At 67.2% G+C, this 13196-nt stretch carries 12 protein-coding genes; 2 read left to right on the top strand and 10 right to left on the bottom strand.

The genetic code is table 11. From position 1 onward, the window contains the following. Positions 1-133: 133 nt before the first annotated feature. Positions 134-721, top strand: coding sequence for a recombinase family protein (locus tag ACPYN5_RS15640; RefSeq protein ID WP_424449866.1), 588 nt, complete (start codon positions 134-136; stop codon positions 719-721). Between the two features lie 56 nt (positions 722-777). Here ACPYN5_RS15640 and ACPYN5_RS15635 read toward each other — a convergent pair whose 3' ends face one another. The 5 genes from ACPYN5_RS15635 to ACPYN5_RS15615 all read right to left on the bottom strand — a co-directional run bounded on the left by ACPYN5_RS15635 (position 778) and on the right by ACPYN5_RS15615 (position 3631). Next, positions 778-1275, bottom strand: a complete 498-nt coding sequence (locus ACPYN5_RS15635; protein WP_424449865.1) for a hypothetical protein — start codon at positions 1273-1275, stop codon at positions 778-780. 76 nt (positions 1276-1351) lie between these two features. Beyond that, positions 1352-1645 carry a hypothetical protein gene (locus tag ACPYN5_RS15630; RefSeq protein ID WP_210007860.1) on the bottom strand — a complete coding sequence of 98 codons (294 nt, stop codon included), beginning with the start codon at positions 1643-1645 and terminating at the stop codon, positions 1352-1354. A 102-nt stretch (positions 1646-1747) separates the two neighbouring features. Further along, on the bottom strand, positions 1748-2851 hold the full coding sequence (locus ACPYN5_RS15625) for a hypothetical protein (protein WP_424449864.1): 1104 nt from the start codon (positions 2849-2851) through the stop codon (positions 1748-1750). Then, positions 2848-3357, bottom strand: coding sequence for a hypothetical protein (locus tag ACPYN5_RS15620; protein WP_424449863.1), 510 nt, complete (start codon positions 3355-3357; stop codon positions 2848-2850). The genes ACPYN5_RS15625 and ACPYN5_RS15620 overlap by 4 nt, the downstream gene beginning before the upstream one ends. After that, positions 3344-3631 carry a hypothetical protein gene (locus ACPYN5_RS15615; RefSeq protein WP_424449862.1) on the bottom strand — a complete coding sequence of 96 codons (288 nt, stop codon included), beginning with the start codon at positions 3629-3631 and terminating at the stop codon, positions 3344-3346. The genes ACPYN5_RS15620 and ACPYN5_RS15615 overlap by 14 nt, the downstream gene beginning before the upstream one ends. A gap of 298 nt (positions 3632-3929) precedes the next feature. On the opposite strand from ACPYN5_RS15615, the gene mobF reads away from it, so the two are divergent. After that, entirely contained in the window at positions 3930-7295 is a 3366-nt protein-coding gene (gene mobF / locus ACPYN5_RS15610; protein WP_424449861.1) for a MobF family relaxase, read from the top strand. 439 nt (positions 7296-7734) lie between these two features. On the opposite strand, the gene ACPYN5_RS15605 is transcribed toward mobF, so the two are convergent. From ACPYN5_RS15605 to ACPYN5_RS15585, 5 genes are all read right to left on the bottom strand, one after another. Further along, on the bottom strand, positions 7735-8424 hold the full coding sequence (locus ACPYN5_RS15605; protein WP_424449860.1) for a DUF3800 domain-containing protein: 690 nt from the start codon (positions 8422-8424) through the stop codon (positions 7735-7737). Continuing rightward, the gene (locus ACPYN5_RS15600) at positions 8421-9140 is read right to left on the bottom strand and encodes a hypothetical protein (protein WP_424449859.1); all 720 of its coding nucleotides are present in this window, start codon (positions 9138-9140) and stop codon (positions 8421-8423) included. Before ACPYN5_RS15600 ends, ACPYN5_RS15605 begins: the two co-directional genes overlap by 4 nt. Positions 9141-9586: 446 nt before the next feature. Further along, positions 9587-9949: a DUF4913 domain-containing protein gene (locus ACPYN5_RS15595; RefSeq protein ID WP_424449858.1), complete on the bottom strand. Its 363-nt coding sequence runs from the start codon at positions 9947-9949 to the stop codon at positions 9587-9589. Beyond that, complete coding sequence (locus tag ACPYN5_RS15590) at positions 9939-11654, bottom strand: type IV secretory system conjugative DNA transfer family protein (RefSeq protein WP_424449857.1); 1716 nt, start codon at positions 11652-11654, stop codon at positions 9939-9941. Before ACPYN5_RS15590 ends, ACPYN5_RS15595 begins: the two co-directional genes overlap by 11 nt. Beyond that, positions 11654-13183, bottom strand: coding sequence for an ATP-binding protein (locus ACPYN5_RS15585; RefSeq protein WP_424449856.1), 1530 nt, complete (start codon positions 13181-13183; stop codon positions 11654-11656). The genes ACPYN5_RS15590 and ACPYN5_RS15585 overlap by 1 nt, the downstream gene beginning before the upstream one ends. Positions 13184-13196: the final 13 nt, after the last annotated feature.

Below are 13196 nucleotides of genomic sequence, written 5' to 3'. Positions count from 1 at the left end.
GCCCTGCGAGAACCGAGCTGCTGTAGACACGTCACGTAGCGAAGTCAGAACGCCGCCACGGAGCGCTGTTATTCACAAGTAGCTGCGCGACACGCCGAGGATCGATCCGCCGAAACCCCCTGCCGAAACCGAATTGCGCCGGAACCTCGGCAGTACCGTTTTCGGCATGGCACATGAAGTCGGCTACGCCCGAGTCTCGAAGCGGGAGCAGAACCCAGATGCTCAGGCCGCCGAGCTCCGCGCCGCCGGCTGCGAGCGGGTCTTCATCGACCACGGCGAATCGAGCCGCGTCACCGATCGTCCGCAGTGGGTAGCGTGCCTCGACTATCTACGGCCGGGGGACACGTTGAAAGTGCGCCGGCTCGATCGGCTCGCCGGCAGTGAGCGCATCCTGATCGAGACGCTGCAGGACCTCGACGCGCGCCAGGTCAACATCGTGAGCCTCACAGAGCCGATGATCGACACGACGTCGCCTATGGGCCGTGCGCTATTCGGCATCGTGGCCGTGTTCGCACAGCTACGCGTGGACACGATCCGGGACAACACTCAGCGCGGCCTCGACTACGCGCGTGATCAGGGGCGGGTCGGTGGCCGCCCGAGCGTGATGACCCCGGAGCGCATCGCCACGGCTCGGCAGCTGCGCGCCGAATGCCACAGCTGGGAGAGCATCGGTCGCGTGCTCGGCGTCGGTGCGTCGAGTGTCCGCCGTGCGCTTCAGTAGTGAGCCGAGAGTCCTCGCAGTCGCCGGGCTGCAGAGCTACCGTGCGCGAACCGCTGTCATTGCCTACGGGTCACCTGGCGGACCAACTCATCGAGCCGTGCGTCGCGATCCTTCTTGGCCTGCTTCCGGGTGAGGGTACGTGTGACGACCTTGCTCCCCGAGTTCCGCACCAGGGTCGTGTCTCCTACCTCGATCCATGACGCGTGGTGGTTGTTGCCGTGGTACTTGCCCTCGCAGGAGCATGTGCATTCGTCACCTTCGGCGGATTGGCAGCGCTGGTCACATTGCTCGGCGGTGCTGTAGTGCATTTCGATCTCGACCTGACCGTCGCGAATTGCGATCGCTTCCGCAACGTCGGTGAGGTGAGGTCGAGCGATCTCCCAGTGCCCCTGCCACGGAGGGCTGTCCTCGGGGGCGGGAACCCAGGTCGGTCGGATGGCGGTTCCCGTAGCCGTCTTGAACATCTGACGATTGGACGGTTCGTCACCCCGCGGGCCTCGCAGGCCTCGCACCTGGATCCGGCCGTGGAGCGGTCGGACGATCGTCGCTGTCATGCCGGGGACACTACCGCGATGGCGACGTCCGGGGAACACGTCCGCGGTTCGGGAGGCGCCGGCCTCCGTTCGCGGCCTATGCGTGTCTGCCTGCCTGGGGCGCCGCGTCTAGCTGATCAGCGATCTGACGGAGTGCTCTGGCGAGTAGCTCGTGCTCATTGCTTCCCATGAGCTGGATTGTGAAGTCCTGCTGTGCACCTGGCCAGCCTGGTTCGGTGCCGAGCCAGATCGAGCCCGCGCCGACGTTAACGCGGACGGCGCTGTGACCGGAGTTGCCGTCTAGCGGGGTGATGTGGGTCACCGTGACATCGAGGATCGCAAACTCCTCGTAAGACCAGTGGTGCTGTTCCGGGAGCGGGTTGTTCGTCATAGCTCGTGACCATAGCGTGCGCGTGTGGGCCGAGCTGTTCCTCGGGGCGATGTATGCGACCGGTCGGCACCCGATGGTGCTCGCAGGTTGCGGGGGAGGGGCCTACGGGGCGACGTTGAGTGCACCGCTGGTGTACAGGAAGTCGATGTGCTGGTGGTGGCAGGTGTCCCAGAACTGCACGAGGGTGGGCCACGCCAGCGCGGCCGAGGCGCTGCGGCAGTTGTTCTGTCCCACGCGGGTGCCCTTGGGTGCGACACCCGCCAGTAGGTCGAGCAAGGCGAACGTCTCGGGTGTGTTCCCGGTGACGGGCTGACCGCCGAGGCTGATGAAGTCCACCGCGTTGCCGCCGCCGTTGATCCAGTGCGCGTTGGTGCCGAGGTTGCTCCCGGCGCATCGACGGTTGAGGTCGGAGAGGCCCACGGACTCGAAGCGTTGGAGCGCGAGGGTGATCAGCTGCAGCACGGGAAGATCGATCAGGCAGCCTTCCGCGGCCGTGCCGGCGGCCATGTCGCGGATCTGCTTCTCGTACCGCTGTTCCTGGATCGTCAGGGTGCCGTCGTCGAGCGCGGCGGCGAGCCCTTGGGCGAGTTCCGCGGCGTCGCCGGACACGCTGCAGCCGGCGGGCACGGAGCCACCGCCAGAGAGCGATCCGAGGTATGCAGTGATCGCGATCGCTGCGGGGCGCCACTTCACATAGTGGAAGGGGTCAGAGTTGATCTGCACGCGGTTGATCGCGATGGACGGTTCCAGCGCTTCCCACCCCTGGACCGAGGCCAGGCGCTCAAAGAAGCGCGTTGCCGAGATCGTCGGGTCCATTCGCTCTGCCACGGTTCCCCACGAGCCTTGCTGCTGAAACAGACCGATGGAGTCGGCGATCGAGCCGTCAGGGTTCACGGCGTTATCGCCGTAGTTGATGTTCACCAACGAGGACTCACCGAGCGCTGCTTGCACCCCGAGCGACTGCGCCGCCGGGGGCAGGTTCAGCTGCGCGGCCGCGTTGATGATCGCGGCTGCGTTCGCGAGTTGTTCGCGGCCATAGCCCGACACCGAAGCGGCGGCGGGGATCGCGGCCGCGTTCACCGGTCCCGCTGACGGGGTGCAGGCGTTGGCCGGCTCGTTCCCGTCCGAGGTCAGGGCGATCACGAGCCCGAGGATCAGCGCTACGGGCGCGATGATCGCGCCGGCTAGGAGGCCGCTGCGCTTCATTCGGGGGGCGCCATTCTGTCGACCTGCCAGGGGTCCGCGTGGTCAGGGCGGGTGACGTACGCGGTGTACGTTCCGGCGTCCGTGGGCACGCTGACGAGGAACGTGAAGACGCCATCACCGGAGGCGATCGCTGCGCCCCCGGTGTACGTCGTGCACGGGACCGTCGCGGGGTCCACCGTGTCGTAAGCGGTGACGGCTGCGGGGGTCAGCAGCGGGGAAAGCTCGTCCATCCACTGCGCTTTCGCGACACCCGGCCTGCAGTAAGCCGTTACGGCATCGACGGCGATCGTCACAGCCGCGTCGGGTGCTGCGGGGTCGGGCTCGTGCTCGTGATCCCCCAGCGCTTCGCTCGGCATCGGGCTCGCTGTCAATGATGCAGACGGCGCGGGGGCGGATCGCGTGGGCGACTCACTCGGCGACGCCGTGGAGGCACAACCCGACAGCGTTCCCGCGACCAGGAGGCCGGCGCCGACGAGGGCCACGGCGTACGTCTTAAGAGTGGTCATCGTTCTGCGCCACGGGAGTAGTTGTGGCCTTCGAGCCGCGCCCCTTGCGGGACCGGGCGGTGGTCGTGTTGGGCACCAAGCCAAGCTTCTTCAACTCGGCTTCGGTCCAGCCCGTGCGCAGGGCCTGAGTGCGTGCGCGTGCGACGGCTGCGGTCGCCTCCTGCAACGCGGCCTGAGCGTCAGCCTCGGCCTGAATCGCACCCGAGAGGGATTCGCCCGCGGCGATCTTTTCTTCCACCTGAGCCAGTACAGAGTCGCGAATGTTCATCGTCATAACGCCAGCCTACTTTCTTCTCATTGAAGTAGCACCTGGCATTTTCGCGGATGATCCGCGCACCACCGGATGCAGACCCGGTGACAGATCGAGCACCAAGACCAACGGTTGCCAAGTGATCGAGGAACCAACCTCACAACAGCATCTTGCGAATAGAGATGGTGTGCCAAGTCCGTAAGGCCAAGACTCCGTGACAGCAGCTCACGAGATCTGATGAAAGCTCTTCAATCGCTAGTGCTCGTAGAGCTTTCATCAGATGCACGTATGCTACGGGCTCTGCCCATAGTACGCTGGCGCTATGCGCGGCGGATTGATCTTCTACCGAGGGATCGGGAGCGCTGCGCGTGCGTACCTCGAATCGGATCACTCGCACGCTGACGACTACTACCTCGAACACGGCTCCGCCGTCGCCGAGTGGACGGCCCTAGACAGCAGCGGTCAGGTCTTTGACCGGTCCACGCTGGACGGGGACGCCTATCAGGCGTGGGTCGACTGGCAAGACCCCCTCACCCTCGCCAAGCGCGGGAACCCGCGTGATGAGGTGCGGCTGTCCAAGGATGGCGAGGTGGTCGTCCGGCCGTCGTCGCCTCGGTTCGTTGAAATGACGGTCAACTGCGACAAGTCGCTGTCGGTTGCCGCCGCGATGTTCCCGGAGGTTTCGGCCGCGCTCGACGCCGCGCAGGCGCAGGCTGTCGAAGCGATGGGCGGGTACATGGCGCAGAACTCCGTCACCCGTGTAGGCGCGCGAGGCGCGCAACGGTTCGTGCCCGTCGAGCGGCTGGAACAGGTGGCGGTGGTGCACCGCACCTCTCGCGCGGGCGACCCGCACCGGCACGTCCATGTGCAGTGGAACACCCGCGTTTACGCCGAGGGTCAGTGGCGCGGGCTGCACACCGCGGCGACACTGCGCCAGCAGGCGGCGCTGCGCGGCGTCGGTGAGGCCGCGATCAACTCACACGCTGAGTTGCGCGACGCGCTCGCGCGTGTGGGCCTCACCTTCGACGCCGCGACCGGCAAGGTGACCAACCTCGAAGAGCACGCGCGTGTGCTGTCCAAGCGGGCCGATCAGATCAACCGTCACGCCGCCAGGTTCGAGGCTGAGTGGCGCGCGGCGCACCCCGGCCAGGAGCCCGACCGTGCGCTGCGTCTCCGATGGGATCAGCAGGCATGGGCGCTCGACCGGCCGCAGAAGGCGAACGCCAACATGGCATCCGAAACGGTGTGGCTGCAGGAGATGAAGGACGCCGGCCTGCAGGTCGACGGGTTCGCACCGACCGCACCTGCAGCGCGCGTGACCGTGGGGTCGCTGACGGCGGACGAGTTGACGGCCGAGGTGCTGACCGCTGCCGAGGCGCGCAGTTCCGCGTGGTCGATCGCGGACCTTGAAGGGCACGTCGGGTTGGCCGTCGCCGCGCGCAACATCGAGTCTGACGCGGAATCGATCAACACGTTCGTGCGGGACGCTGCACAGCAGATCGCACGTCAGCTGCCGACGCTGGAAGTGGAGATCTCCGGCGAGATTCCGCAGTGGGTCCGCAACATCACCAGCGACCGTGTGCTGCACGTCGAGCGGACGCTACGCGACCGGTTCACGACGCGCGGCCTGCAGTCGGGTCTGGTGTTCCCGGGCGAGACAATCGGCACCCTGAACCAGCAGCAGAGCGACGCTGCACGCGCGATCGCGAGCCGTGCGCCGCTGGTCGTTATCGAGGGCGCGGCAGGCTCGGGAAAGACGACGATGCTCGGGGCCGCGCGTGAGCTTGCCGCCACCGACGATTACCGTGTGTTGATCGTGGCGCCCACCCTCCGCGCTGCGGCCGAGGCTGCGTCCTCCACGGGCGCCGCGGCATCCAGCGCCCACAAGCTCGCCCACGAGTACGGCTTCCGCTGGACCGATGCCGGCGCCTGGTCGCGCCTCGCGATCGGTGAAGCTGACCCGGCGACCGGCGCCATCTACGAAGGCCCCAGCGCCGAGTTCGCGGTCGACCAGGACACCCGTATCGTCATCGACGAGGCCGGGATGATCGACCAGGATCTCGCGTACGCGGTGACGACGATCGCCGACGAAACCGGTGCCGGTGTCGGCCTCATCGGCGACCGCGCGCAGCTACCGGCAGTTGGCCGAGGCGGCGTCCTCGACATGGCCGTGGCCGCGCACCCGCGCCCCCTCGACATGTCCGAGGTGCACCGCTTCCGGCAGCCCGAGTACGCCGCGATCAGTCTCCGCATGCGCGATCGCGTCGACCCAGGCGAGACCTTCGACCAGTTGGCCGCAGCCGGCCACATCGTCCTGCACGGCTGCGACCAAGAAGTGGTCGCAGCGATCGGCGCCGACGTCGTGGCTAAGGCCGAGGCCGGTGCGACGATCGCGGTCGCGGTGCCTTCCAACGAGGCCGCGACGGAGATCAACGCGATTGTGCAGGACGCTCGTGCACGGGCCGGTCACACCCGCACCCCGCGCACCGAGATCGCCGGCATGGACGGGCTCAGCATCCGCCCCGGCGACAGGCTGATGACCCGCCGCAACGACCGTGACCTCGGCGTCGCGAACCGTGACGTGTGGGACGTCGCTCGGGTGCACCCCGACGCCTCGGTGACCGTGAAGAACGGTGCGACCAGCGTCCGCCTTCCGGCCGAGTACGTGCAGGAGCACACGCACCTCGCGTACGCGACGACCGAGTACGGCGTGCAGGGCGCGACGGTCGACTACGCCCACGGGGTTGTCACCGAGTCGTCGTCCGCGCAGGCGCTGTACGTGGCCGCGACCCGCGGCCGCGAGAACAACTCGCTTCACATCGTCGCCGCCGACATGGACGAGGCGCGCGGTGTGTTCGTCGACGCGATGGGCCGGCAGTCGGGCGACCGTGGCGTGGAAGCGGCGCGCGAGGCGATCCGCCGCGACCTCGACGGGATCGTGCTCCCGCAGGGCGGCGCGGACGAGAATGTGCAGCTGCCGGCAGAGGAGGCCAGCGTGGCCACGATCGACGAGCCGCAGGGACGTTCCATCACGGAGGAACGCACCGCAGCCGAAGAACGGTTGTTCGCCGTGCAGCTGCGCGAGTACGAGGCGACCCGCGCCGCGTGGGAACGCCGGCACCCCGGAGAGAACCCCGACGAGTACCGTCAGGCCGTGCGCGCGGCCGAGAAGGCTGCAGCTGCCGCAACGTCGGCGCGCGCGGACGCCGAGCGGGCGGCCGAGAGAGCAGCTGTCGACGCTGGCGAGTCGACGTGGCGTCGCGACTACGACCAGGTGCAGCAGGCCGCGACCGCGGCCGAGGAAGCCGGTCCGTTCCGACGTCGTGCCGCCCAGCAGGACCACGACGGCGCTATGCGCTCCTTCACCGACCGCCACCAGGCCGCGCCCGCCCCCACGCCGCCGCGTGAGCTCGTCGACGGCTGGGCGCGTTCCGCGACCCGGCCCGGTGCAAACGACACCGTGGATCGTGCTCGTCGACGCGAGGAAGAGACGCGCGATCGCGCGGCCGCGTTGAAGGCCGACCCAGCGCCGACGAACGCGCCCACGCGGCCCACACGGGGCACGCCGGAGCAGGAGGCCGCGAAGGATGCCGCGTACCGTCGACGCCAGGAGAGCGCGCAGCGGCAGCGGCGCACACAGACCGCGCCCGCGGTCGTGCAGAGCCGCCAGCGCGGCCCGCGGCTCTAAGCATGAGGGCTTCGCCCGAGCATGACGGATGCCTACTTGCCGGACGCTATCGCAGTCGCTCCTCCGCTTCGAACGGCATCGCGATAGTGTCAGTGCTCACGATCGGAGATGAGATGTCGTACGAGCGAGATGACGAATCACAGTGGCTGGCGGCTGGCGCCACCTACGCTCACCGGCGGTGGGTCTTGCCGAACGAACTCACTTTGGGTGAGATCTACGATCTGGGACAGGTTGTTTCCACATCAGGTGCTGAGGCCGCGGACTCGGTGGCAGTGGCCTGCGAGCAGCGGCACCCGGGGCTGACTCGCCACTGAGCCTGGAACCGTCTGAACCGCGCAGGCGCATACTCTCCTACGTTGCAGATCTAGAGGGACACGCGCATAATGGAGGAGCGGACCCGCCCCACACTCGTGGATTAGCGGGTCTTGCTGTTTCCCGGTCAGAGTCGCATTGGGCCGCTGTTGACGTCCTTCGTCTGCAGATAGTCCTGGTACCAGGTCCAGCCGAACTCGTTCCCCTGGTGTCGGTTCAGGTGCATGTAGGCCGTATAGGCAACGAGATCGGCCATCTGTACCCACTGAGACCGCCCAGAATCGTGCATCATCGGATCTTCGATCACGTGGCGGGTGTCAAGCGGCATTGACCGGTGGGCGTCGAAGTAGGTGTGGTCCGATCCGTTGCCGTCCATGCTGATGAACACGTAGCTGTCGGCAGCTCGGTGCTCATCGTTCCAGCCGTCGACCAGTTTCCGATACACCCGGCCGCGCTCCTCGTAGTAGGCCCGTCCCGTCGCGCTGGTGCTTCTCCACACGGCACCCACCTTGATGTCCGGGCTGTCTGCGAGAACCTGCAGGCACTGTTGCGCTACGGCTCGTCCGAGGGTCTTCCATTCCGCGGGATCGTCACCGGAGGTCGTCGCGATGCGGTTGCGTCCATTGATGAACTTGGTTGCGTGCAGCTCCGTCGCAGGTGGGACCTGATGGTCGCGATACAGCTGCTTGCGTAGCTCGAGGATGGTTCGGAGTGCATGTCGCCAGCGGTCGGGGCTCACCTCCAACCAGCCATAAACGATGAGCCCCTGGTCGACCGCGCCGGAATCGTCGACGTAGATCATGCGGGAGATGGTCATGGCTGTTCCTTCGGGTGTGGGGTCTGGGAGCGGGCAGCTCGCTTGAGGCGCTTCTTGCGTTCCTTCGCGGCACGGTTTTGGAGGGCGAGACGCGCTTCGCGTCCGAATGGGCCTGTGAGCGAATACCACATGTGGACGGTGCCGCCGGTGGCGGATAGCGAGGTCTTCACCTCTTCTGTGCGCCGGTGGAGCAGGCCCGCCTTCCGTAGCTCCGTGAGGCCGTTCTGCGCGGACTTCTGCTTGATGCCGTACCAGTCCTCGATCCGGTCGTACGTGAGCCAAACCTCGTCCTTGTGTTGGGTCTCTTTGGCCACGAGCAGGAGCATGACGAGTGCGGGGAGCGTCAGCCTCGCGAAGATCTCTTCGGTCCAGAACACGTCGGGAAGGGAGAAGTAGGTGTTCCAGCGGTCGCGTCGGCCACCAGGTGCGTCGTACGCCACGCCGCCATCGTTGACGACGGCGCCATCTTCACGACGTGGGATGGGACGCATGTAACGGCCCTCACGCTTGTCGGGCTTGGTGACGAGTCCGAGGTCTTGGAGCTCCCCCCAGGAGCGTGACAGCGTCGATGGTGACCAGGTAGGTGCGCCGGGTGCGGTGAGAGCGCGGATCCAGAAGCCACCCGGCAGGGGTTCCCGGCGGTCTTCGAGCCACGGCCAGCATGTCAGCAGCATTATGTAGAGCAGCAGTGGGCGGTGCTTGCGTCCACTGAGCATGCGTGCGAGCGTCGACGTGCGAGGATTCTCCGTGTCGGGAAGCTGAACGAGTATTTGACGAAGTTGTGTGTAGCCGCGGGCGGACAGACGTGTGATGTCAGCCCGTGTCTCTGCCGGGGTAGATCGATTCGATTCCGAAGTCATGCCGATGATCAAACCACATAGGCCAATTCGCACTGTCGAATTTGAGCCGGCGCGGATTGCTGTCTCGCACCAGATACTGCTATGCGCCATACGATGCACCATGCGATGCTGCATGTGACACGGTGCGATGCTCCGATGCGCGATTCCGCAGGGAACGACCCGGCATGCGGCCCAGAGAACTCATCCTCGCGAACTGGTGGCGGTGATCGCCCCTCCGGTGATCTTCCGTTCCGGCGCCCCCAACTGCTCCTCCCTAGGCGTATGCGGCGCATAGGCCCTAGAAGTGCGGTTTGCGCGTCACCCTAGGCGGAGCTCCCTCGCGTCTCTCTGCTCACGTCGAGGCGTTGACGGGGTTTGTGCCCGTATCCGCACTCTCGAAACGAGCCGCGCTGCTGATCGATCAGCAGCGGCAGGTGGTAGTCCAGGACGTCGCGGAGGAACGCGTGCAGCGCCGGTACAGCGCCGTCCTCTGCCGACGCCAGCATGAGGTTCCACTCCTCGCGGATCGCGGCCAGGCGGTGCACGGCGTCGAGGTGCTCGGCCCACTGCGGGCACCAACGGGTGTCCGCGCTCCCGGCGGGGGCGAGGAAGTCCAGCAACGTGCCGTCGACGAACGCGACGAGTTCGGCGCTCGGCTCGGTCAGGGGCAGATCGTCAGCGTTCAACTTCGACTCCTGTCCTTGCGGTGCGGTGCACCTGCACGGGGGCTTGGTTGCCCCCGTTGATCAGACGTCGCATCTGCTTGTCCTTGAACCACGGAACCGACTTCACCAGCACCGGCCGGCATCCCGAAGCGAGCACCACCATGCGGCCCAGGGACAGCGACGCGAGGTCGGCAATCGACATGATCCGATCCGAGGATCGGGTCCGGTTCACGTTCCGCTGACCGTTCTGATGGTTTGTGGTCGTCTCGGTGTACTCGTAGTCACCGATCCGCTCGGAGAGGTCGCGCAGGAAGCCGTTGGAGGCGTTACCGCCACCGAAGACCTGAATCGTCGACGCGCCCCACAGCTGCGCGAACCCGCGCGGGCTCCACACCTGCTCGCCCTGCTCCTGGCTCTGCAGGATCGTCGTCACGACGATGCCCCGCGAGCCGTAGTGGGTGTACTTGGCCGGCAGATCGGGGATACGGCAGATGTTGCCGGCCTCATCGAGCACGGCCATGAACGGCACCGGTCGACGGCCAGACGGCTCGCGCTTGGCGTCGTTCTCGGCCGCGGTGAGCACCGCGCGGGTCAGTGCGGCCACGAGAGGGCCGGCGGATGCCGGCCCTTCCTCGCTGAGCAGGTAGAGCGTGTCTGCCGGCGCCGTGGAGAACTCTTCGGGCTTGAACTCAGGGAGGCCGGCTGTCGGCGTCACACAGGCGCGCAGCGCCTCCGAGGCCAGGAACCGCATCACACCCTGAGCGAACCCGTACACGCCTGAGCGGGTCTCTTCCACGAGCGCCTGCGTCGACTCGATGTCATCGACCATCGCCGGGTACCGCTCCTGCAGCACCCGTGCGGGCATCGGGTTGTCGGGCCGGCTCAGCCAGTCGAACACCACCGGCAGGTAGTTGCCGTTCACCGCGGCGGCGAACAGGTAGTTGGCCACCAGGTCGCGGCCACTCTTGGCGAAAAAGTCGTCCTTCTTCTCGGCGTCATACGACGCTGCAGCGAACACGTCGGCGAGCACAGCGGCATCCTCGATCGTGCGGACGGTCGCCAGAGGGTTCCACCAGCACCGGTTGTCGGTGTGCGCTGCAGCGAGGCCCTGAGGGTCGAACAGCGACACCCGGCCCATCGTGGCCCGGTGGCCGGCGGTGACCATCAGATCCGGCTTGTTGCCCGTCACCAGGAGCGACCCGGGGGCCTCGACGATCGCCGGGATGACGATAGACACCGACTTGTTGCGGCGCGGGCCGGCAATGACGGTGATGGTGTCCTCATAGGAGGCGCGCAGCGCCGTTCCGCCCAGCACCGCGTATCCGACCAGGACGCCACGGAACCGGCGAACGTCCAGGCCCATGCGCTTGTGCTTCTTGGCCAGCGCCCCGGGCAGCAGTGGCGCGATCGAGCGCCCTTTGCCCATGTACGGGGCTGCACGGTCGGCCGGCGACCGGTCGCGCGATGCCCGCACAGCGAGCACCACCGCAACGACGATGACCGCCAGGACCACCACGGCGACCGCGATCGCCGCGGCCGTGTGAGTGGCAGTCCACGGCTCGCGGCCCATGACGCCGGCAACGGGGTTAACGAACTCCACCCGCCCCGTGCTCATCCACCGCGCGATCGTCCACACCGACGCTGCCCCAATCGCCGCGAACAGCGCGATCAGGACGGCAACGGCGGCGCCCGTGCCGGCACCTGTGTTCCGGGTAACGGCGGACATCAGCTGGCCCGCCTCGTCCTGATCGTCTCGCTCTGCTTGCGGAAACGCTCATCGGTGATGTGCAGGCCCTTCTGGGTGGGCGTCTGCACCATCTGCACCGGCACACCGGGCCGGCCCTCGACCTTGAACAGCACCTTTCCCGCTCCCGGAGGCGCCGCCTGCCGGCCATCGGCCATCGGGCGGCTGCGCCAGGTCTTGGCGGCGTTGAAACCGGACACCAGGCGGATCTCTTCTGCCGTCAGCGGCTTCACCTCGCCGAGGGCTTGGAGATCCTCGCCGGTCAGCGCCAGCAGCGCGAGCACGCCCGAACGCTCGGCGAGCCCACGGGCCTTCATGCGGTCCTCTTCATCGCGGAGAGAGAGCATGTCCTTCGGTGAGTGCGTGATCTTCATTTCTGCCGTTCCCACCGACCGGTTGGACCGCGACAGAGCGTCCACCCGGTCGACGATTCCGGGCGTCGACCGCATCGGATACCAGAACTCATCCATCAGCGTCGTGAAGCCGGTCCAAGTCACCGCGGGAGTGTAGATCTCCCCCGCGTCGGCGGCCTCGGCCGCGATCCGCTCTTCATGCTGCGCGAGCTCCCAGTGAGCATCGATCGCATCCATCCCCATCGACCAGGACATCAGCATGGCCGTCGACAGCAGCTTGGTCGCCGTCGCGGGGATCGAGGACGTGTCGAAGCAGAACCCGCCGCGGTTGCCCGGGTCGATCTCGATCGACTCCGTGCCGCCAAGCAGGCGGCCCAGGTCACCGCCGAGCATCGCGCGCAGCGACTCCCCCAGCCGCGCGAACCGGGCGCGGAACGACGTTGCGTCCTCCTGCCCGGACACCGCGAGAACCCGCGCGGAGGGGGCGTAGAACAGCGCCGACAGATCGCTGGTGACCGGCCGCGGGTTGCGGGCGAGGATGTCCGTCACCATCGCCTCGATCACCGCGTCGTCGATGTCGTCGAGCGGAACGCCGCGGCTGACCCGCAGCGCCGCCTGTGCCTGCTGGACGACCTTCCACGTCGCCAGGCGGTTCACTTCCTCGCCGGCCTGACCGCCGATGATGTCCGCCGCTCGCCCCAGCGGGCCGCGGGACAGCAGGTTCAGCTGATGCCGCGCGGTGGGTCCGAACTCGAACACCTTCCCGCCTGCCTGTTCGACAAGCGGGGTGTGCTCGCCCTTCTTCAACGGGTTGAACACCGCCGGCACCATCCCGCGGGCCATCATCCCCAGCTGGATCGTCTGCGCCGTGGAGCTTTTGCCCACGCCGTTGATCCCGAACATGAACATCGACGGCGACGAGATCACGCCCTCCATGTACAGCGAGTGGTGATCCATCGCCACGGCCGTTCCCGTAAGCAGGTCACGACCGAGGGGAACCCCCGAGACCGGGCGGGTGGTGCCGGTCACGAACGGGTAGATCCCGCACGCCTGCACCGACGAGGAGTACCACAGCGGGGCTTTCGGTACCCGGTTCCACCGCCCGCCGCCGGCACCGAAGAAACCCATCCGGGTCAGGGTGCGCGGCCGCGCGCGCATCCAGGCTGCTTGA

The organism is Microbacterium arborescens, assembly GCF_049707515.1.
Taxonomy (GTDB): domain Bacteria; phylum Actinomycetota; class Actinomycetes; order Actinomycetales; family Microbacteriaceae; genus Microbacterium; species Microbacterium arborescens_B.
This window is presented reverse-complemented; position numbering and strand designations above follow the sequence as displayed.

Bases quoted from the DNA above. Each gene is read 5' to 3' on its own strand.
- ACPYN5_RS15635 (WP_424449865.1), bottom strand. From the start codon at position 1,275: ATGACAGCGACGATCGTCCGACCGCTCCACGGCCGGATCCAGGTGCGA.
- ACPYN5_RS15630 (WP_210007860.1), bottom strand. From the start codon at position 1,645: ATGACGAACAACCCGCTCCCGGAACAGCACCACTGGTCTTACGAGGAG.
- ACPYN5_RS15625 (WP_424449864.1), bottom strand. From the start codon at position 2,851: ATGAAGCGCAGCGGCCTCCTAGCCGGCGCGATCATCGCGCCCGTAGCG.
- ACPYN5_RS15620 (WP_424449863.1), bottom strand. From the start codon at position 3,357: ATGACCACTCTTAAGACGTACGCCGTGGCCCTCGTCGGCGCCGGCCTC.
- ACPYN5_RS15615 (WP_424449862.1), bottom strand. From the start codon at position 3,631: ATGACGATGAACATTCGCGACTCTGTACTGGCTCAGGTGGAAGAAAAG.
- mobF (WP_424449861.1), top strand. From the start codon at position 3,930: ATGCGCGGCGGATTGATCTTCTACCGAGGGATCGGGAGCGCTGCGCGT.
- ACPYN5_RS15605 (WP_424449860.1), bottom strand. From the start codon at position 8,424: ATGACCATCTCCCGCATGATCTACGTCGACGATTCCGGCGCGGTCGAC.
- ACPYN5_RS15600 (WP_424449859.1), bottom strand. From the start codon at position 9,140: ATGCTCAGTGGACGCAAGCACCGCCCACTGCTGCTCTACATAATGCTG.
- ACPYN5_RS15590 (WP_424449857.1), bottom strand. From the start codon at position 11,654: ATGTCCGCCGTTACCCGGAACACAGGTGCCGGCACGGGCGCCGCCGTT.
- ACPYN5_RS15585 (WP_424449856.1), bottom strand. From the start codon at position 13,183: ATGCGCGCGCGGCCGCGCACCCTGACCCGGATGGGTTTCTTCGGTGCC.